20 protein-coding genes and 1 tRNA gene are annotated in these 17,808 nt (G+C 70.5%); 9 read left to right on the forward strand and 12 right to left on the reverse strand.

What is annotated here, in order from left to right; all coding sequences use genetic code 11:
- Positions 1-3: 3 nt before the first annotated feature.
- Positions 4-501, reverse strand: coding sequence for a ribose-5-phosphate isomerase (locus ACLBWP_RS16240; protein ID WP_447655935.1), 498 nt, complete (start codon positions 499-501; stop codon positions 4-6).
- Positions 502-510: 9 nt separating this feature from the next.
- Positions 511-1,128, reverse strand: a complete 618-nt coding sequence (locus ACLBWP_RS16245) for a helix-turn-helix domain-containing protein (RefSeq protein WP_447655936.1) — start codon at positions 1,126-1,128, stop codon at positions 511-513.
- On the opposite strand from ACLBWP_RS16245, the gene ACLBWP_RS16250 reads away from it, so the two are divergent.
- Positions 1,127-1,663 carry an N-acetyltransferase family protein gene (locus tag ACLBWP_RS16250; protein WP_447655937.1) on the forward strand — a complete coding sequence of 179 codons (537 nt, stop codon included), beginning with the start codon at positions 1,127-1,129 and terminating at the stop codon, positions 1,661-1,663. The two genes, ACLBWP_RS16245 and ACLBWP_RS16250, sit on opposite strands and share 2 nt — an antisense overlap.
- A gap of 135 nt (positions 1,664-1,798) precedes the next feature.
- Here ACLBWP_RS16250 and ACLBWP_RS16255 read toward each other — a convergent pair whose 3' ends face one another.
- Positions 1,799-2,449 (reverse strand): mycothiol-dependent nitroreductase Rv2466c family protein, encoded by a 651-nt coding sequence (locus ACLBWP_RS16255; RefSeq protein ID WP_447655938.1) that lies wholly within the window; start codon positions 2,447-2,449, stop codon positions 1,799-1,801.
- Positions 2,450-2,570: 121 nt separating this feature from the next.
- On the opposite strand from ACLBWP_RS16255, the gene pepN reads away from it, so the two are divergent.
- The 3 genes from pepN (at position 2,571) to ACLBWP_RS16270 (ending at position 6,763) form a co-directional block, all read left to right on the forward strand.
- Positions 2,571-5,150 (forward strand): aminopeptidase N, encoded by a 2,580-nt coding sequence (gene pepN / locus ACLBWP_RS16260; RefSeq protein WP_447655939.1) that lies wholly within the window; start codon positions 2,571-2,573, stop codon positions 5,148-5,150.
- 75 nt (positions 5,151-5,225) lie between these two features.
- Positions 5,226-6,296, forward strand: a complete 1,071-nt coding sequence (locus ACLBWP_RS16265; RefSeq protein ID WP_447655940.1) for a mechanosensitive ion channel family protein — start codon at positions 5,226-5,228, stop codon at positions 6,294-6,296.
- Positions 6,297-6,370: 74 nt separating this feature from the next.
- Positions 6,371-6,763: a globin gene (locus ACLBWP_RS16270; protein WP_243561436.1), complete on the forward strand. Its 393-nt coding sequence runs from the start codon at positions 6,371-6,373 to the stop codon at positions 6,761-6,763.
- A 121-nt stretch (positions 6,764-6,884) separates the two neighbouring features.
- On the opposite strand, the gene ACLBWP_RS16275 is transcribed toward ACLBWP_RS16270, so the two are convergent.
- Together ACLBWP_RS16275 and ACLBWP_RS16280 are read right to left on the reverse strand one after the other, a co-directional pair.
- Positions 6,885-7,727, reverse strand: coding sequence for an NAD(P)H-binding protein (locus ACLBWP_RS16275; RefSeq protein WP_447655941.1), 843 nt, complete (start codon positions 7,725-7,727; stop codon positions 6,885-6,887).
- Between the two features lie 56 nt (positions 7,728-7,783).
- Positions 7,784-8,485, reverse strand: a complete 702-nt coding sequence (locus ACLBWP_RS16280; protein ID WP_447655942.1) for a hypothetical protein — start codon at positions 8,483-8,485, stop codon at positions 7,784-7,786.
- Positions 8,486-8,533: 48 nt separating this feature from the next.
- On the opposite strand from ACLBWP_RS16280, the gene ACLBWP_RS16285 reads away from it, so the two are divergent.
- Positions 8,534-9,391: an acyl-CoA thioesterase gene (locus ACLBWP_RS16285; RefSeq protein ID WP_447655963.1), complete on the forward strand. Its 858-nt coding sequence runs from the start codon at positions 8,534-8,536 to the stop codon at positions 9,389-9,391.
- 55 nt (positions 9,392-9,446) lie between these two features.
- Here the strand turns inward: ACLBWP_RS16285 and ACLBWP_RS16290 are convergent, their stop codons facing one another.
- The 5 genes from ACLBWP_RS16290 to msrA form a co-directional block, all read right to left on the reverse strand.
- A complete protein-coding gene (locus ACLBWP_RS16290) occupies positions 9,447-9,929 on the reverse strand; it encodes an acyl-CoA thioesterase (protein WP_243561214.1) in 483 nt (160 codons plus the stop codon).
- Between the two features lie 5 nt (positions 9,930-9,934).
- Positions 9,935-11,620: an energy-dependent translational throttle protein EttA gene (gene ettA, locus ACLBWP_RS16295; RefSeq protein ID WP_243561215.1), complete on the reverse strand. Its 1,686-nt coding sequence runs from the start codon at positions 11,618-11,620 to the stop codon at positions 9,935-9,937.
- A gap of 52 nt (positions 11,621-11,672) precedes the next feature.
- Complete coding sequence (locus tag ACLBWP_RS16300) at positions 11,673-12,266, reverse strand: single-stranded DNA-binding protein (protein WP_447655943.1); 594 nt, start codon at positions 12,264-12,266, stop codon at positions 11,673-11,675.
- A 141-nt stretch (positions 12,267-12,407) separates the two neighbouring features.
- Positions 12,408-12,620 (reverse strand): methyltransferase, encoded by a 213-nt coding sequence (locus tag ACLBWP_RS16305; protein WP_243561217.1) that lies wholly within the window; start codon positions 12,618-12,620, stop codon positions 12,408-12,410.
- Between the two features lie 40 nt (positions 12,621-12,660).
- Positions 12,661-13,188, reverse strand: a complete 528-nt coding sequence (msrA, locus tag ACLBWP_RS16310) for a peptide-methionine (S)-S-oxide reductase MsrA (protein WP_243561218.1) — start codon at positions 13,186-13,188, stop codon at positions 12,661-12,663.
- Between the two features lie 164 nt (positions 13,189-13,352).
- Between msrA and ACLBWP_RS16315 the strand changes: the two genes are divergently transcribed.
- Together ACLBWP_RS16315 and ACLBWP_RS16320 are read left to right on the forward strand one after the other, a co-directional pair.
- Positions 13,353-13,619: a hypothetical protein gene (locus ACLBWP_RS16315; RefSeq protein WP_447655944.1), complete on the forward strand. Its 267-nt coding sequence runs from the start codon at positions 13,353-13,355 to the stop codon at positions 13,617-13,619.
- 151 nt (positions 13,620-13,770) lie between these two features.
- A complete protein-coding gene (locus ACLBWP_RS16320; protein ID WP_447655945.1) occupies positions 13,771-14,928 on the forward strand; it encodes a hypothetical protein in 1,158 nt (385 codons plus the stop codon).
- A gap of 62 nt (positions 14,929-14,990) precedes the next feature.
- On the opposite strand, the gene ACLBWP_RS16325 is transcribed toward ACLBWP_RS16320, so the two are convergent.
- A tRNA-Arg gene (locus ACLBWP_RS16325) sits at positions 14,991-15,063 on the reverse strand.
- Positions 15,064-15,077: 14 nt separating this feature from the next.
- Positions 15,078-15,644 carry an AAA family ATPase gene (locus tag ACLBWP_RS16330; RefSeq protein ID WP_243561221.1) on the reverse strand — a complete coding sequence of 189 codons (567 nt, stop codon included), beginning with the start codon at positions 15,642-15,644 and terminating at the stop codon, positions 15,078-15,080.
- A 528-nt stretch (positions 15,645-16,172) separates the two neighbouring features.
- Here ACLBWP_RS16330 and ACLBWP_RS16335 point away from each other — a divergent pair.
- Both ACLBWP_RS16335 and ACLBWP_RS16340 read left to right on the forward strand, forming a co-directional pair.
- Positions 16,173-16,913, forward strand: coding sequence for an acylneuraminate cytidylyltransferase family protein (locus ACLBWP_RS16335; protein ID WP_447655946.1), 741 nt, complete (start codon positions 16,173-16,175; stop codon positions 16,911-16,913).
- Entirely contained in the window at positions 16,910-17,782 is an 873-nt protein-coding gene (locus ACLBWP_RS16340; protein ID WP_243561223.1) for an N-acetylneuraminate synthase family protein, read from the forward strand. Before ACLBWP_RS16335 ends, ACLBWP_RS16340 begins: the two co-directional genes overlap by 4 nt.
- Positions 17,783-17,808 lie beyond the last annotated feature (26 nt).

A 17,808-nucleotide genomic window follows, 5' to 3' on the forward strand; every position in this document is an offset into this window, starting at 1 on the left:
TGTCTACTCGGCCGAGCCGTCGATCTGCTTGCCGGCGATGTGCCCCGTCTGCTCGTACTCCGCCAGCTGCGCGATGCGGCGGGCGTGGCGCTCCTCGCCCGAGAACGGCTCGTTGATGAACAGGTCGACGAAGTCGATGACCTCGGCCTCGGTGTGCTGGCGGGCGCCGAGCGAGATGACGTTGGCGTCGTTGTGCTGGCGGGCGAGCAGCGCGGTGGACTCGTTCCACACCAGCGCGGCGCGGACGCCCTCGACCTTGTTCGCCGCGATCTGCTCGCCGTTGCCCGAACCGCCGAAGACGACCCCGAGCGCTTCGACACCCGCACGCTGGTCGGCGACGACGGCGTGGGCGGCGTTGATGCAGAACGAGGGGTAGTCGTCGAGCGCGTCGTACTCGGTCGGACCGTGGTCGATGACCTGGTGTCCGGCGTCCGTCAGGTGTGACGCGAGGGTCTTGCTGAACTCGAGGCCGGCGTGGTCCGTTCCGAGGTGGATGCGCATGCCCCGATCCTATTCCCGGCCGCGCGCGCCCCTGGCCACGACGACGACGTACCGGCAGGCGTCCGCGCTGGCGTTGCGGTACGTCACCTCGGCGGGGTCGCCGAGCTCGATCCGGTCCCTCGGTTCCAGCACCACCGTCTCGCCGCCGACGACGAGTTCGAGGGTGCCCTCGACGACCCAGATGCAGTGCCGCAGGAACGCGTACGCCGACGCCGGGTAGGTCACGTGCGCACCGGCCGGGAGGACCACCTCGGTCACGTCCACGGGGAACTCCGCGCTCGACACGGGACGGCGACGGTACCCGGTGTCGGGATCGGTCCAGTGGTCGGCGGTCGCGCCGCGTTGCACGCCGGCCCGGTCGTCGGGGCTGCCGGACCCGGCCTGGTGCTCGGTTCCGTCGCCGGCCGGGCCCTCGTCGAGCAGCTGGGAGATCGTCATCCCGAACGCGCCCGACAGTCGTCCGAGGATCGTGGCCGTGGGGCTCGACACCCCGCGTTCGACGCGGTTGATCATGGCGCGCGAGACCCCGGACTCCTCGGCGAGCTCGGTCAGGCTCCACCGCCGCTCGGTGCGCAGGTGCTGCAGGCGTTCCCCGAGCAGCCGGTCATCGTCTACGATCTGAGACATGGCGACAGCATATGCGACAACCGGTCCGTCATCGGCCGCCGACGTGCGCGTGCGGGACTGCGAGCCCCGCGACCTGGACGTGGTGCACGCGCTGCACGTCGACGCCGTGCTGCACTCCACCGCGATCTGGCAGGACGAGCCGAACCCGCGCGCCTGGTTCGACGCCTGGCTGTCGGAACGCCAGCGCGACGGGTGGCCGGTCGTCGTCGCCGAGGTGGACGGACAGGTGGCGGGCTACGCGTCGTACGCGCAGTGGCGTCCGAATGCCGGGTACCGGCTGACCGTCGAGCACAGCGTGTACGTCCTGCCCGAGTTCCGGGGCCGGGGCGTGGCGACGGTGCTGATGGGGGCGCTGGTCGGGCAGGCCCGGGCCGAAGGCCGCCACGTGATGATGGCCGGGATCTGCAGCAGCAACACCGTGTCGATCGCACTGCACGAGCGGCTCGGCTTCACCACCGTGGCCGTCGTGCCCGAGGTCGGGCGCAAGTTCGGCCGGTGGCTGGACCTGACGATGATGCGCCTGCCGTTGGTCTGACGCGCGCCCGGCTGCCCGGCGCGCGCCGAGTCTCGGCCCGGCGGACAGTTCGCGCCATCCGGAGGGCGTGCGGAGTCCGCGGGGCCGAGTCTCGCCGGACGCACCGTGCGTGCCGGACGCGAGCCGGGCCTCCTGTCAGGCGGTGGGCTCGGTGTCGAACAACGGCCCGACCGTGCGCGAGCGCTTGAGCTCGAAGAAGCCCGGGTAGCGGGCTGCGGCGACGACGCCGTCCCACAGGTCGAGCGCCTGCTGGCCCTTCGGGGCCGGCGAGATCACCGGACCGAAGAACGCGGTGCCCTCGACGGCGATCACGGGCGTGCCCACGTCCTGGCCGACGCGCTCGATGCCGTCGCGGTGGCTCTCGCGGGTGGCGGCGTCGACCTCGTCGGTCCAGGCGTACTCGGCCAGGTCGGCATCGAGACCGAGCTCGGCCAGGACGGCGGGGACGACCTGCGCGGGGTCCTGCTCCTGCCGGTGGTGGATGTGCTCGCCGAGCGCGTCGTACAGGGGCTTCACGATCTGCTGGCCGAGACGCAGTCGCGCGGCGGTGACCAGGCGGGGGTAGACCTGCCCGTTGTGCAGTCGCTCCTTGTAGGACTCGGGGACGTCCTGGTCCTCGTTCAGGACGAACAGGCTCATCACCTTCCAGGTCACGTCGAGGGGGCGCTGGCGCTCGACCTCGCCGACCCAGCGGCTGGTCATCCAGGCCCACGGGCAGTTCGGGTCGAACCAGAACTCCACAGGGGTGGGGGTGTCGGTCGTCTTGTCCACAGTCGTCTCGGTCACGCTTGGAGCGTACGCGTGCTCGCTAGGCTGGAACCCACACGTCCCCACGGTGCACGACGCCGCGCGGGACCCCGAAGCGCGGACATCGATCGTCCGCGCCCGCATCGAAGATGGAGCGTCCGTGCCCGGAGAGAACCTCACCAGAATCGAAGCCCAGGAACGTGCCGCGATCGTCGACGTGCAGTCGTACGACGTCGAGCTCGACCTGACCCGTGGCGCTGAGACCTTCGGCAGCACCACGCGGGTCCGCTTCACCGCGACGCCCGGTGCGTCGACGTTCATCGACGCGATCACGAAGACCGTGCACTCCGTCGAACTGAACGGCACCGCGCTCGACGTCGCCGCGGTCAACGACGGCGTGCGGATCCAGCTCGCCGACCTGCAGCAGCAGAACGAGCTCCTCGTCGTCGCCGACGCGCTGTACACGAACACCGGCGAGGGCCTGCACCGCTTCGTCGACCCCGTCGACGACGAGGTCTACCTGTACTCCCAGTTCGAGGTCCCGGACTCGCGCCGCATGTTCGCGGTGTTCGAGCAGCCCGACCTCAAGGCCGAGTTCACCTTCACGGTCACCGCACCGGCGCGCTGGCAGGTCGTCTCGAACTCCCCCACGCCCGAGCCCCGCGTCGACGGCGACATCGCCACGTGGGCGTTCCCGCCGACCACCCGCATCTCCAGCTACATCACGGCCCTGATCGCCGGCCCGTACCAGGTCGTGCGTGACGAGCTGACCTCGAGCGACGGCCGCACGATCCCGCTCGGCATCTTCACGCGCAAGTCGCTGGCCGAGTACCTCGACCCCGAGTACGTGTTCGACATCACCCGCAAGGGCTTCGCGTACTACGAGTCGAAGTTCGACGTGCCGTACCCGTTCGACAAGTACGACCAGCTGTTCGTGCCCGAGTTCAACGCGGGCGCGATGGAGAACGCCGGCGCCGTCACCTTCACCGAGACCTACGTGTTCCGGTCCAAGGTCACCGACGCCATCAAGGAGCGCCGGGTCGTCACGATCCTGCACGAGCTCGCGCACATGTGGTTCGGCGACCTGGTCACCATGAAGTGGTGGAACGACCTGTGGCTCAACGAGTCCTTCGCCGAGTGGGCGTCCACGATCGCCACCGCCGAAGCGACCGAGTGGACCGAAGCGTGGACCACGTTCCAGGCGATGGAGAAGTCCTGGGCCTACCGGCAGGACCAGCTCCCCTCGACGCACCCGATCGTCGCGACGATCAACGACCTCGAAGACGTCCAGGTCAACTTCGACGGCATCACGTACGCCAAGGGCGGGTCCGTCCTGAAGCAGCTCGTGGCGTGGGTCGGCATCGACGCGTTCTTCGCCGGTGTGTCCGCGTACTTCAAGAAGCACCACCACGGCAACACCGAGCTCAAGGACCTGCTGGTCGAGCTCGAGGCCACCAGCGGGCGTGAGCTCGGCGAGTGGTCGAAGCTCTGGCTCGAGACCGCCGGCGTCAACACGCTGCGCCCCGAGATCCAGGTCGACGACGACGACGTGATCACGTCGTTCGCCGTGCTGCAGGAAGCCCCGACCGACTACCCGACCCTGCGGCCGCACCGCCTGGCGATCGGCCTGTACGCCTTCCAGCAGGACGCCGACGCACCGTTCGGCGCTGACACCGCCTCGGCCGGCGGCACGCTCGAGCGGATCCACCGTGTCGAGATCGACGTCGACGGCGCACGCACCGACGTCCCCGAGCTCGTCGGGCAGCACCGGGGCGACCTCGTCCTGCTCAACGACGACGACCTGGCCTACGCCAAGATCCGCCTCGACGAGCAGTCCCGCCGCACCGCGATCGAGCACCTCGCCTCGATCGCGAACCCGCTGGCACGCTCGATCGTGTGGGGTGCGATGTGGGACGCCACCCGTGACGCCGAGTCCCCCGCCAGCGACTACGTGCGCCTGGTGCTCGGCAACATCGCGACCGAGACCGAGTCAACCACGATCCGCACGACGCTCTCGCAGCTGCTGCTGACCGCGCGCAACTACGTGGCCCCCGCCAAGGTCGACGCCACCGTGCGCACCGTCGGCGAGACGCTGTGGAACCTGGCGTCGTCGGCCGAGGCCGGCTCGGACGCGCAGTTCCAGTTCGTGAAGTTCTTCGCGCAGATCGCCTCGACGCCCGAGCACGTTGCGACCCTGTCAGGGCTGCGCGACGGTTCGGTCACGCTCAGCGGACTCGAGATCGACACGGACCTGCGCTGGGAGCTCCTCGAAGGGCTCGTCCTCGCCGGAGCCGCGGGCAACACCGAGATCGACGCCGAACTCGCGAGCGACCGGACGGCGTCGGGCGAACAGGCCGCAGCGCGTGCCCGGGCGACGATCCCCACCGCCGAGGGCAAGCTGGCGGCGTTCTCGTCGCTGGTCGACTCGGACTCGGCACCGAACGCCATCGTCCGCCAGACGACGATCGGGTTCCAGCACACGAACGCGCCCGTCGTGCTCGAGGGGCTCGTGCCGAAGTACTTCGACGTGCTGACCCGCATCTGGGCCGAGCGGAGCTACCACATCGCCGACACGATCGTCTCCGGGCTGTACCCGGCGCCGCTCGCCTCGGTCGAGCTCCGTGACGCCGCCACCGCGTGGCTCGAGTCGCACCCGGAGACCCCGGCGCTGCGTCGCATCGTGACCGAGAACCTGGCGGGCACCGAGCGTGCGCTGCGGGTCCAGGCCGCCGACGCCTGAGTTCCTGTTCGGTCCGACGGGGCCTCGGCGTTCTGCAAGGAGCGCCGAGGCCCCGTCGTCTACCATCGTTCGAACATGAACCTGGCTGCGAACTCGACCGACGACGTCCCGGCGTGGATGTCGAACTCCTTCACCCAGTTCGTCGACACCTGGCACGTCCCGATCGTCATCGTCGTGACGCTGTTGGGCGCGATCATCCTGCGGCTCGTGCTGCGCCACAGCATCAAGGGCGTGGTCAACCGGATCGTCTACGGCGTCAAGAAACGCCAGGGTGCAGCGGACACACAGGCGCTCATCGCGTCGCCGATCCAGACCGCCCGCGTGGTGCAACGCACCCGGACGCTCGGCAGCGTGCTCGAGAACCTGGCAACGGTCATCGTCGTGATCATTGCGCTGGCGATCATCATCCCGCAGGTCCTGCCCAATGCCGCCGTCGGCATCGTGGGTGGCGCCTCCCTCGTCGCGGCGGGCCTGGCCGTCGGCGCGCAGTCGATCGTCAAGGACCTGCTGTCCGGGGTGTTCATGATCCTCGAGGACCAGGCCGGCGTCGGCGACGTCGTCGACACGGGTCCGGCCACCGGCGTCGTCGAGAACGTGGGGCTGCGCGTCATGCAGATCCGCGACGTGAACGGGATCCTGTGGTTCGTGCCGAACGGGCAGATCCTGCGCGTCGGCAACCTGTCGCAGGGTTGGTCGCGCGTGCTCGTCGACATCACCGTGCCGTACGACACCGACATCGACGCCGTGCAGGACGCCCTGCTCGCCGCCGCGGTCACGATGTCGCAAGAACCCCGCTGGCGGCAGCGCATCGTCGAGAAACCCGAGATCTGGGGCCTGCAGTCGGTCTCCGCCGACGGCATGGTCTTCCGACTCGTCGTCAAGACCCGCGCGTCCGAACTCGACATCGTCGGCCGCGAACTGCGCGTCCGGCTCAAGCGCTCCGTCGACGAACTCGGCGTCACCCTCCCCGCCATGGCGATGATCATGCCCGAGGGCTGGGAGAACGCCACCTCGATCAACGGGTTGCGCAGCGTCAAGACGCAGCCCACGCCCGCGCCGACCGCTTCGCGCCGCGGCAAGAGGACGAACATGTACGGCCAGCCGATCGACACGCAGCGGCCCGAATCGCCAAGGGACGACCGATGAGCGACCTGCCGATGCCTCCCGTCGGACAGCCGGGCGTCCCGGGGCCGGGGCAACCGATCACGCTGCGCGTGGGGATGGGCGGGCAGGCCGCGACCGGGTCGTTGTTCGAACGCATCGGCGGTGCCCCGACGTTCGACCGCCTGGTACGTCGCTTCTACGACGGCGTGCAGACCGACGACGTCATCTGGCCGATGTACCCGCAGGAGGACCTGGAGGGCGCGATCTCCCGCCTGTCGCTCTTCCTGCAGCAGTACTGGGGCGGCCCGGGCACCTACAGCCAGGAACGCGGGCACCCCCGGCTGCGGATGCGGCACCAGCCGTTCCGCATCACACCCGAGGCACGTGAGCGCTGGCTGCACCACATGCACGACGCCGTCGAGTCGCTCGGGCTCGCGCCCATGGACGAGGCAGAACTGTGGGGCTACCTCGACCGGGCCGCACACGCGATGACGAACGCGTTCGACTGACGGACTGCCATCCGGCTCGGCGGACGTCCGGCTCTGCGGACGTCACCGATGACGGCCGGGAGGCGCGGTGCCAGCTGGCACCGCGCCTCCTGTCCGTCAGCTGGTCACGCTGCGGGCCGACTCAGCCGGCGTACGAACCGGTCGCCAGGTCCTGCGCCAGCGACGGCCGCGTCGGGTTCCACCCGTAGGTGCTGCGCGCGTGGGCGCCCGAGCACTCCTGGTGCAGCAGCAGCGCGTCCGCGAAGTCGGTGCCGAGCCGCTCGCGCGTCGCGTCGATGCTCCCGGCAACGACGGGTGATCCGTGCGCACCGGCCTCGGCGAGTTCACGCACCGTCGGGTTGTCCCCCGTCGCCGCCAGGACGTACCCGTCCTGTTCGCCCCGCTCGACGGCCAGGGCGTACAGGTCCCCGACGTCGTCGACGTGCACGGTCGTCCACCGCTGGGAGCCGTCGCCGACCAGGCGGACCTCGTGCTCGCCGTCGCCGACGAACATCGCCGGGATGCCGGCACCACGGCCGAAGACGATGCCCGGCGCCACGATGGTCGTGCGGACGGCGCTCGCGCGGACGAGCGCTTCGTTCGGGCCACGCCACGAGGTCAGGGCCGGTGGCGACACGGGTGACTGCTCGGAGATGTCGGTCGAGTCGCCGAAGGTGAAGATCCCGCCGGTGTGGACGAAGGGCTTCGGGGTGCCGTCGAGCGCGCCGAGGACGGTCCGCACGAAGGCCGGGTCGACCTGCTCGGCGCTGGCGGTGTGGACGACGGCATCGGCTTCGTGGGCCAGCCGCGCCACGACGTCGGTGTCGGTGACGTCCTCGACCAGCGCGGTGGCGCCGGCCTCGCGGGCGGCCTGGGCCTTCGCGTCGGAGCGGACGATCGCGGTGACGGCGTGGCCACGCGCGACCAGGGAGCGGAGGACTGCGGACCCGATGTAGCCGGACGCGCCGGTCAGGAAGACGTGCATGCCCCCAGGATGGCAGAGCTGCCGCGTCCCGTCCGGGGGCTGGCGGCGCAGGCCGTTCAGCCCGAGAGGCTCCAGGCGCGGCGCTTCACGAGCACGTGTCCGCGGGAGGTGGTGAGTCGGCTCCACGGACCGGTCTCGAACAGCCGCACCGGGTCGTGCCCCAGGAACCCGAGGCTCTCGCCCGCGAACCCGGCTCCGGCGGGGACGTGCTCGATGCCCTGCACGGGACGTCCCCACACCTCGGAGCGGATGCGACGGACGATCGCTTCGCCGGCGTTCGACGGGACGGCGTCAGCGACCTCGGTGATGCCGGCCTTCGCCGCGCGGCGAAGCAGTTCGGGTGAGATGTCGGGCAACGGGATCCAGCCGCCGCGGGGCGGTGAGATCGCAGCCCACGTCACGGTGGCGACCTCGTGCGGGAGCTCGACCTCGACCGGAGTGGCGCGGGTCGGGTCGGCACCGTCGGCCCCTTCGGCGTCGTGGGCCTCGGCGAGCAGCCGCAGGCGTTCCTGGAACGAGGCCAGGGGGACGACCGCGTCGATGGATGCCGGCTGCGCGAGCGAGAAGGTCCGGAGACCCAGGACCGTGGGCAGCTCGTCGAGCAACCCGAGGGGGTACATGATCGCCGTGTAGACGGCGAGCACCCCCGAGTCGGCGATCAGGCGGACCGAGCCGTCCTCGATGCGTGCGGCACGGGCGAGGTACGTGCGGAGGTCGCCCAGCGAGGCGGCGTCGGGCAGCGTGAACGAGGTGCTCATGTCGATGACGATCCTACCGGGAGGGGTCCTCCGTAGACTGCGGGGGTGGTGATCGGTGAACCGGAATTCCTGCGGACCCTGCGACTCGAGGACACGGGCGCCGCGACGCGCGAGCGGGTCTTCACGGGGGTGAACCACTGGTCCCCCAACGGGCGGGTCTTCGGCGGCCAGGTACTTGCGCAGTGCATCGTCGCCGCGCAGGCCACGATCGAGGACCGGGCGATCCACTCGATCCACGGCTACTTCCTGCGTCCGGGCGACATCCACACGCCGATCACCTTCGGCGTCGAGCAGATCCACGACGGTCGCTCGTTCGCGACCCGCCGTGCGCAGGCGTACCAGAACGGCGTGCCGATCTTCTCGATGATCGCGTCGTTCCAGACCGACGATGCGGGTGTCGAGCACCAGGATCCGTTCCCGGTGGACATGCCCACACCCGAGTCCCTGCCGACCGCCGCGTCGATCCTCGCCTCGATCGACCACCCCGTCGCCCGGGCCTGGGCCGAGCGGGCCATCGACCTGCGGCACGTCGACGGGCCGGTCTTCGTGGACGTGCAGGGCGAGCACGTGCCGCACCAGGCCGTGTGGTTCCGGGTCGGGGGTGCGCTGCCAGACGACCCTGGACTGCACCGCGCAGTGCTCGCCTACGCCAGCGACCTGTCGATCCTCGAGCCGATCATGCGTCGCCACGGGGTCGCCTGGGGGACGCGCGGCGTCAAGAGCGCGAGTCTCGACCACGCGATGTGGTGGCACCGCGACGGCCGCGCGGACGAGTGGATCCTGTACACGCAGGAGTCGCCGAGCGCACAGGGCGGCCGGGGTCTGGCCTTCGGGCGGATGTTCTCGCAGGACGGGCGCCTGCTCGCCAGCGTCGCGCAAGAGGGCATGATGCGCATCCCCCGCTGACCCCGGGGGCCCCCGCGCGTGCGCTGGTCCGCGTGTGCCGGTCAGCGTGTGCTTGTCAGGGTCGGGAGAACACGACCGCCGGCTCGATGTACGGCTGGCACGCCGCACGCTCGACCTCGGTCAGACGCCGCGGACGGTTCGTCGCCGCGTCCACCATCACCAGCGTCGTGGTCGCCCGCGTGTAGAGCTCGGCCGGTTCGTGCCCGACCGGCGACCACACCTCGTACGAGATCTCGAGGCTCGCACCCCCGACGTGCCCGATCCAGAGCTGGATGTCGAGCGGTCGGCGGAAGTACGGCGTCGAGGCGAGGTACTCCAGGCGCTGCGCAGCGATGACCGTCATCGTCCCCGATCCGGGCCGCCCGTCGATGATGGGTTCCGGGGCGGAGCCCGACGCGTCGACCTCGTCGGGATCCGGTGCCCAGAACGCCAGCACGCGCGCTTCTTCGAGCAGCCGGAGCATCGCCGAGTTGTTCACGTGCCCGTAGGCGTCGATGTCACTCCAGCGGATGCGGACCGGCGTGTGCAGCCTGGCCACGCGGGTCAGTCCCGCGTGAGCTTGCGGTACGTCGCGCGGCCGGGCTTGGCCGCATCGGCACCGAGGCGCTCGACCTTGTTCTCTTCGTAGGCCTCGAAGTTGCCCTCGAACCAGTACCAGTTCGGGGTGCCGTCCTCGTTCAGGCCTTCCCACGCCAGGATGTGGGTCGCGATGCGGTCGAGGAACCACCGGTCGTGGGTGATGACCACGGCACATCCGGGGTACTCGAGCAGGGCGTTCTCGAGGCTGCCGAGCGTCTCGACGTCCAGGTCGTTGGTCGGCTCGTCGAGCAGCAGCAGGTTGCCACCCTGCTTGAGCGTGAGCGCGAGGTTCAGACGGTTGCGCTCACCACCCGACAGGATGCCGGCACGCTTCTGCTGGTCCGGCCCCTTGAAGCCGAACTGCGACACGTAGGCGCGCGACGGGATCTCGGTCTTGCCGACCTGGATGTAGTCGAGGCCGTCGGAGACGACTTCCCACAGGTTCTTGTTCGGGTCGATGCCGCCGCGGCTCTGGTCGACGTACGAGATGTCGACCGTCTCACCGATCTTCAGCGTGCCGCCGTCGAGCGGCTCGAGCCCGACGATGGTCTTGAAGAGCGTGGTCTTGCCGACGCCGTTCGGGCCGATGACGCCGACGATGCCGTTGCGGGGCAGCGTGAACGACAGGTCGCCGATGAGCACACGGTCGCCGAACTGCTTGTGCAGCTTGTCGGCGTCGATGACCTGCGACCCGAGACGCGGTCCCACGGGGATCACGATCTCCTCGAAGTCGAGCTTGCGGGTGCGCTCGGCCTCGGTCACCATCTCGTCGTAGCGGGCGAGACGGGCCTTCGACTTGGCCTGGCGGCCCTTGGTGTTGCTGCGGACCCAGTCGAGCTCGGACGACAGCCGCTTGGCGAGCTTGGCGTCCTTCTTGCCCTGGACCTCGAGCCGAGCGCGCTTCTTCTCGAGGTAGGTCGAGTAGTTGCCCTCGTAGGGGTAGAGACGACCGCGGTCGACCTCGGCGATCCACTGGGCGACGTGGTCCAGGAAGTACCGGTCGTGGGTCACGGCCAGGACGGCACCGTGGTACTGCTGCAGGTGCTGCTCGAGCCACTGCACGCTCTCGGCGTCGAGGTGGTTGGTGGGCTCGTCGAGCAGCAGCAGGTCGGGCTTCTGCAGCAGGAGCTTGCAGAGCGCGACGCGGCGCTTCTCGCCACCGGACAGGTGCGTGACGAGCTCGTCCCCCGGGGGGCACTGCAGCGCGGCCATCGCCTGCTCGAGCTGCGAGTCGAGGTCCCACGCGTCCGCCGCGTCGATCTCTTCCTGCAGGGTGCCCATCTCGGCGAGCAGGGCGTCGAAGTCGGCGTCCGGCTCGGCCATCAGCGCGGAGATCTCGTTGAAGCGTGCGATCTTGCCGTGGATCTCGCCCACGCCTTCCTGCACGTTCTCGAGCACCGTCTTGGTCTCGTCGAGTTCGGGCTCCTGCATGAGGATGCCGACGCTGAAGCCCGGCGTGAGCTTCGCTTCGCCGTTGGAGGGCTGGTCGAGGCCGGCCATGATCTTGAGGATCGTCGACTTGCCGGCACCGTTCGGCCCGACGACGCCGATCTTGGCGCCGGGGAGGAACGACATCGTGACGTCGTCGAGGATCAGCTTGTCGCCGACTGCCTTGCGGGCACGGACCATCTGGTAGATGTACTCAGCCATATCGCCCTCAAGTGTAGTGACAGGACCGGGGGAACGTGACGGCGCGAGCACGTCAGGCAGCTTCGCTGTGGTCCACGCCCGGCGTTGCGAAGGGCACGGGGCCGTCGTCACCCTGCACCTGTTCGGTCGCGGATGCGGCTGCGCGGGCTTCGGGCAGGTCGTCGTGGTCGACGTCGACACCGCCCGGGAGCGAGTCCTCGGTGTGCTGGCCCGCGAGCTCCTTGACCTCACCGGTCTCCGGGTCGACGACGGGTCCGGAGCCGGGTGCCGCCGTGGCTTCGGAGGCGTGCCGCGGCACCTTGATCCAGTTGCTGATGCCCCAGGCCAGGTCCTGCCCCATCGCCTCGGCGTCGATCTCGACCGAGGTGCCCCCGCGCCCGTCTCGCTCCCACGTGCGGATCCGGACCCGTCCGGTGACCAGGATCCGGTCGCCCTTCTTGACGGACTTGTGGACGTTCGCGGCGAGGGACCGGAACGCGGTGACGGTGAACCAGTTCGTGGGGCCGTTGGTCCACACGGAGTTTGCACGGTCCCATCGGCGGGACGGCGACGCGAGACGCATGCTGGTGATGGCGATGCCGGTCTCGGTGACGAGGTGACGGGGTTCGGTCGCGACGATGCCGCAGACGGTGATGGTGTCGTTCATGCACCGATCGTCATCGAGCCCCGGACCGCGTGGCGGGCCGGGGCTCGATGTGTGTGGTGTGGACCTGATCAGGCGACCTGTGGAGGACGAGTCCCCCGGGCCTCCCGTCAGGACGGCGCACCGCGCCGCTGGGCGTCGGGATCAGTGCGGGTGGAACTCCGGACGCGCTGCGAGCGGACCGAGTGCCTTGTGGACCGCGCCCTTCGCCGTCTCGAGGGACGGGAACCGTCCACCCCGGTCCTGTCGAGCGCCGTAGAGCTCGACCCGGAACCCGTCGGGCTCACGGTGGATGCTGCCCACCGCGCCCGCCGGTCCGACCGCGACCCAGGTCTGGGTCATCGTGTCGTTCGTCATCGTTCGACCACCTCCTCGTGGTTCCCGACGCCCGTGTCTGCTAGGACGCCAGGATGTACTGACTGTAGGCCTTGCGGACCTTGTTCACCTTCGGCAGCGCGACCGCGAGGCAGTAGCCCTGACCGGGGTTCTTGGCGAAGAAGTCCTGGTGGTACTCCTCGGCCGGGAAGAACGTCGTGAGCGGCTCGACCGTCGTGACGATGCCGCCGTCCCAGATGTCGGACGCGCGCTCGATCGCCTTCTCGAACAGCGCACGCTGCTCGTCGTCGGCGGGGAACATCGCGGAGCGGTACTGCGTGCCGACGTCGGCGCCCTGACGGTTCAGCTGACGCGGGTCGTGGAGCGTGAAGAACACGTCGAGGATGACGTCCGCCGGGATCACCGACTCGTCGAACGTGACGGCGACCGCCTCGGCGTGGCCGGTCGCACCGGTGCACACCTGCTCGTACGACGGGTGGTCCGTCGACCCCCCGATGTAGCCGGACACCACGTCCTGCACACCCTGGAGCGTGCGGTACACGGCGTCGAGACACCAGAAACATCCACCTGCGAGCACGAACGTGGTCATGAGCTCAACCTATCTTCCTGGCCCGTGAACGGGCCCGAGTGCGGGATACGTCCTCCACAACACACCCAGGGCGTCCACTGTTCCCCAGGTGTCCGGTCCGTGCCGCGCGTGTCGGGGGTCCTCCGTACCGTCGTCACCACCACGACACACCGGAGGCACCACGGATGCACACCACCATCGAACCCCAGCTCCGCATCCGCACGGCACCGCCGGTTGCACGGCTCCGTGGCGACCTGCGCGTCCTCGACGTCCGTGACGACCTGTCGCGGGTCACCCGCGCCAACGGCGAGATCGTCGGCTACGTCGACCGTGTCGACGTCGCCGGGGACACCGCGTTCCGCGCGCGGCGGTACGTCGCCGCCGAACGCCGGTTCATCGACCTGCCCACGGTGTGGTCGGCGGACGACGCCGTGGACTGCCTGCGCTGGTGACGGTGCGCTGATGCCACGGCGTCGACGACACGGTGACGACGCGACCACAGCCGATCGGATGATGTACCACATCGGAACGACATCCTTCCGGTTGTGGGGAACGCCGCTCGTCCTCCCCCGGAACTGACGATCTCGTGGATATGGTGCGCGCATGGACTGGTGGAACGACTTCAGCGACTGGACCTCGTCGGACACGGGCTGGCGAGTGATCTCCGGCGCCCTGATCCCCTTCGTGGCGATCGTCGTCGCCGGCATCGTCGCGGCCCTCATCGGCCGCGGTGCCACCAAGCGCGTGGTCGCGCTGCAGGAGCGCGAAGCCAAGAACAACGCCGTCGCGGCGATCATCACCGCGGCGCGTAAGGCAGCGACCTGGGGTGTCCTCGGTCACGACGAGCGGGCGTACACGGACCACCTTGCCGAGGATGCCGACATCCGGCTGCGGCTGCTGCCCGCCTCCGGAGCGCCGCTCGCGGCCAACTGGGCGCAGCACGAGATCGCGGACATCAAGAAGAACTCCTCGACCTTCAGCTTCCAGGCGGAGCAGTCCGTCTCGGAGTTCCGTGACCGGATGCTCGAGTGGCAGTCTCGCCCGAACCGTGCGCGCAAGCTGTTCAAGAGCGACCTGGAGCGCTGGAAGTTCGAGACGCCCGACCCCGATGCCGACCTGATCCGTCGCCAGCAGGACTGGAGCGCGGACCAGTCCGACGCCAAGCGCCCGGCGGCACCTGCAGCTGCGCCGGCGCCCACACCGACCACGACGTCGCTGCGGCCCGCACCGGTCCGCAACGGAGGCCCGACCACCTCCGCCTCGCGGGCTGCGGCCGGAGCGCCCGCCGCCACAGCCGTGCTCACCCCGAGCAGTCCGGCCGGGGCCGAGCACCGTGACCAGAACGCCACGACGCCGATCTCGGACGACGGCGCCGCTGTCGACCAGGGGCTGACCCGTCCCTACGCCCAGGGGGTCACGCGCCCGTACGGTGACGACCAGGTCGCACCCATCCGTCCCGCCCTCGGCACGCCCGCGTCGCCTGCGCGCTCCACCAGTGCGCCGGACGCCACGTCGAACGACGACCATGACAACGCCGACGTGGTCGACGACGTCCCCCGATCCGACGCTGCTCGGCCCGACGCTGCTCGGCCCGACGTTCCGGCGCGGTCCGACGTTGCGGACCGGACCGACTCGTCTGACTCTGGGCCCGCCGACGAAGCTCCGGCGCAGGCCGCGGACGAGAACGACTCCGCCGAAGCGACCTACACCCGGCCGATCAGTGCGAACGAGCTCCGCCGCCGCACCGACGACGACGAGTAGCGCTCTGCCACCCCGTCACGAAGGCCGCCACCCGATCGGGTGGCGGCCTTCGTCGTCCTGGGTGCCCCCGGCAGGAATCGAACCCGCGGCACGGTGGGTAGAAACCACCTGCTCTATCCACTGAGCTACGGGGGCGGACGCCGACGATTCTATTCCGCGGCGCCGGACGGGCGCAGGCGCGCGATGAACGTGTCGATCTCGGCCTGCGACCGCAGCCGCACGACCCGAAGGTGCGGTGCATCCCGCTCCACCGCCGGCACCATGGCGCGCATCTTCCTGCGGGTGCGGATCCCCCAGCGGATGATGTGGTCGCGGTTGGTGAAGAAGGTCCAGAACGGCGGCTCGACGTTGCCGTTCCAGAGTGCGATCCGCCCGAGGCGACGCCGCACGGTCCGACGCACCAGACGCCACATCGCGATCGGGATCGGCAGGTCCAACCAGACCAGGGTGTCCGCGCGCTCCGTCAGCAGTGCGCGGACCTGGTTGTACTGCCACTCGGTCACCCACTGTGGTTCGGCGGTGTAGGCCGCGACGTCGTCCTCGAATGATGCTCGAGGCTCCCATCCCGGACCGTGGAACAACCCGTCGATCTCGGTGTGCGGGATGCCGAGCGCGTCGCCGATGCGGCCGGCGGTGGTGGTCTTGCCGACGCCCGTCGTCCCGGCCACGAGCACGCGTCGCGGCGGCGGGTGGAGGGCGTCGAGCGGTCCGAGCATCCCTCGACCCTACCGAGCGCCCGTCTGGCACCCGCGCCCGCCCGCATCTTCCCGCGAGCGGGCGGAAACACCGGGTCCACATGAACCGCCACCCCGGTATCTCGCCCGCTCACGCGGAGCGCTTCCCGCACCTTCCCGCGAGCGGGCGGAAACGACGGGTCCACGTGAACAGCCACCCCGGTATCTCGCCCGCTCGCGTCGAGAGCCGCCCGCCCCGCGCCCCGCGCCTGCCCCGCTCCTTCCCGCGAGCGGGCGGAAACGACGGGTGCACGTGACCCGCCACCCCGGTATCTCGCCCGCTCGCGTCGAGAGCCGCCCGCCCCGGTATCTCGCCCGCTCGCGCGGAGCGCCGCCCGCCCCGCGCCCCGCGCCGCCCGCCCCGCGCCCCGCGCCGCCCGCCCCGCTCGCCGGAGCGCCGCCCGCCCCGCGCCTGCTGCCCCACACGCGACCGCGCCCGCCAGCAGGCGTTCGGGCGCTGCTTCCCCGCCGTTCCCCTGCCGGTCACGCGCCCTGCCTAGCGTCCAGGACATGAGCAACCTGCGCGTCGTGGCGGTCGTCCCGGCGCGTGCCGGTTCCCAGGGCATCCCCGGCAAGAACCTGCGCCGGGTCGCGGGCCGTTCCCTGGTCCGCCGCGCGGTCGAGTCGGCCCGGGCAGCACGACTGGTCGACGGTGTCGTGGTGTCCACGGACGGTGACGCCATCGCCGCCGAGGCCATCGCGGCCGGTGCCCGGGTCGTGCGCCGACCCGCCGACCTGGCGGGCGACCAGGCGAGTTCGGAGTCGGCGCTCCTGCACGTCCTCGACGAGCTGCACGCGGACGGGCTCGATCCCGAGGTGCTGCTCTTCGTGCAGGCGACCTCGCCGTTCATCGACCCGTCGGACCTCGACGACGCCGTGGCCCGCGTGCTGGGCGGTTCGGCGGACGCCGTGTTCGCCGCGGCCCCGTCGCACGCGTTCCTGTGGCGCGTCGATGCCGCCGGGCACGCGGTCGCGGTGAACCACGACGCCGCGACCCGCCCGCGCCGCCAGGACCGTGAGCCCGAGTACCGCGAGACCGGGGCCTTCTACGCGCTGCGCGTCGAGGGGTTCCGCCGCCATCGGCACCGTTTCTTCGGCCGGGTGGAGCTGTCACCGGTGGACCCGCGCGGCGCGATCGACATCGACGAGCCCGCGGACCTGGCCCTCGCGGCGGCGCTCGCCCCGCAGCTCGACACCCGTCCGCACGATCCCCAACGGTGGCCGCTGGCCACGACGAACGGAGCACCATGACCGTCAGCATCGGCACGTCGACCATCGGCGCGGGGCACCCCGCCTACCTGATCGGCGAGATCGGCCTGAACCACAACGGTGACGTCGACATCGCCAAGCGCCTGATCGACGTCGCGGCCGATGCCGGTCTGCAGGCGGTCAAGTTCCAGAAGCGGACACCGGCGATCTCGACGCCCGAGCACATGAAGCACACCCCGCGCAGCACGCCGTGGGGCGAGATGACCTACCTGGAGTACCGCTACCGTGTCGAGTTCGACCGCGAGCAGTACATCGAGATCGGCGACCACGCGACCCTGCGGGGCCTGGACTGGTTCGCGTCGCCGTGGGACGAGCCGAGCGTGGACTTCCTCGAGTCGCTCAACGTCGTCGCGTACAAGATCGCGTCGGCATCGGTGACGGACCTCGGCCTGCTGGCGGCGGTCCGGGCGACGGGCAAGCCGGTGATCCTGTCGACGGGGATGTCGACGCTCGAGCAGATCGACCGCGCGGTCGCCGCCCTGGGCACGGAGCGGCTGGTGCTCATGCACGCGACGTCGACGTACCCGCTGCCCGCGCACGAGGCGAACCTGCGCATGATCGACACCCTCGCCCAGCGGTACGCGGGTGTGCCGGTCGGGTACTCCGGCCACGAGCCGGGACTGCAGATCTCGATCGCCGCGGTGGCCCTCGGCGCGACTGCCGTCGAGCGGCACATCACGCTGGACCGCACGATGTGGGGCTCCGACCACGCCGCGTCGCTCGAGCCGCACGGACTCGCCACGCTCGCCCGCGACGTCCGGATCATCGAGAGCGCCCTGGGCGACGGCGTCAAGCGGGTCATGCCCGGCGAGCTCGCCCCGCTCGCGAAGCTGCGGCGCATCGACGCGTGAGCGACGGACCGAGCCTCAGCCGCGTG

The sequence above is a fragment of the Microbacterium sp. M1A1_1b genome (assembly GCF_053345565.1).

Excerpts from the sequence above, each read along its gene's own strand:
- ACLBWP_RS16240 (WP_447655935.1), bottom strand. The coding sequence starts at position 501 with ATGCGCATCCACCTCGGAACGGACCACGCCGGCCTCGAGTTCAGCAAG.
- ACLBWP_RS16250 (WP_447655937.1), top strand. The coding sequence starts at position 1,127 with ATGGCGACAGCATATGCGACAACCGGTCCGTCATCGGCCGCCGACGTG.
- ACLBWP_RS16245 (WP_447655936.1), bottom strand. The coding sequence starts at position 1,128 with ATGTCTCAGATCGTAGACGATGACCGGCTGCTCGGGGAACGCCTGCAG.
- ACLBWP_RS16265 (WP_447655940.1), top strand. The coding sequence starts at position 5,226 with ATGAACCTGGCTGCGAACTCGACCGACGACGTCCCGGCGTGGATGTCG.
- ACLBWP_RS16270 (WP_243561436.1), top strand. The coding sequence starts at position 6,371 with ATGGGCGGGCAGGCCGCGACCGGGTCGTTGTTCGAACGCATCGGCGGT.
- ACLBWP_RS16275 (WP_447655941.1), bottom strand. The coding sequence starts at position 7,727 with ATGCACGTCTTCCTGACCGGCGCGTCCGGCTACATCGGGTCCGCAGTC.
- ACLBWP_RS16280 (WP_447655942.1), bottom strand. The coding sequence starts at position 8,485 with ATGAGCACCTCGTTCACGCTGCCCGACGCCGCCTCGCTGGGCGACCTC.
- ettA (WP_243561215.1), bottom strand. The coding sequence starts at position 11,620 with ATGGCTGAGTACATCTACCAGATGGTCCGTGCCCGCAAGGCAGTCGGC.
- ACLBWP_RS16300 (WP_447655943.1), bottom strand. The coding sequence starts at position 12,266 with ATGAACGACACCATCACCGTCTGCGGCATCGTCGCGACCGAACCCCGT.
- ACLBWP_RS16305 (WP_243561217.1), bottom strand. The coding sequence starts at position 12,620 with ATGACGAACGACACGATGACCCAGACCTGGGTCGCGGTCGGACCGGCG.
- msrA (WP_243561218.1), bottom strand. The coding sequence starts at position 13,188 with ATGACCACGTTCGTGCTCGCAGGTGGATGTTTCTGGTGTCTCGACGCC.
- ACLBWP_RS16315 (WP_447655944.1), top strand. The coding sequence starts at position 13,353 with ATGCACACCACCATCGAACCCCAGCTCCGCATCCGCACGGCACCGCCG.
- ACLBWP_RS16320 (WP_447655945.1), top strand. The coding sequence starts at position 13,771 with ATGGACTGGTGGAACGACTTCAGCGACTGGACCTCGTCGGACACGGGC.
- ACLBWP_RS16330 (WP_243561221.1), bottom strand. The coding sequence starts at position 15,644 with ATGCTCGGACCGCTCGACGCCCTCCACCCGCCGCCGCGACGCGTGCTC.
- ACLBWP_RS16335 (WP_447655946.1), top strand. The coding sequence starts at position 16,173 with ATGAGCAACCTGCGCGTCGTGGCGGTCGTCCCGGCGCGTGCCGGTTCC.
- ACLBWP_RS16340 (WP_243561223.1), top strand. The coding sequence starts at position 16,910 with ATGACCGTCAGCATCGGCACGTCGACCATCGGCGCGGGGCACCCCGCC.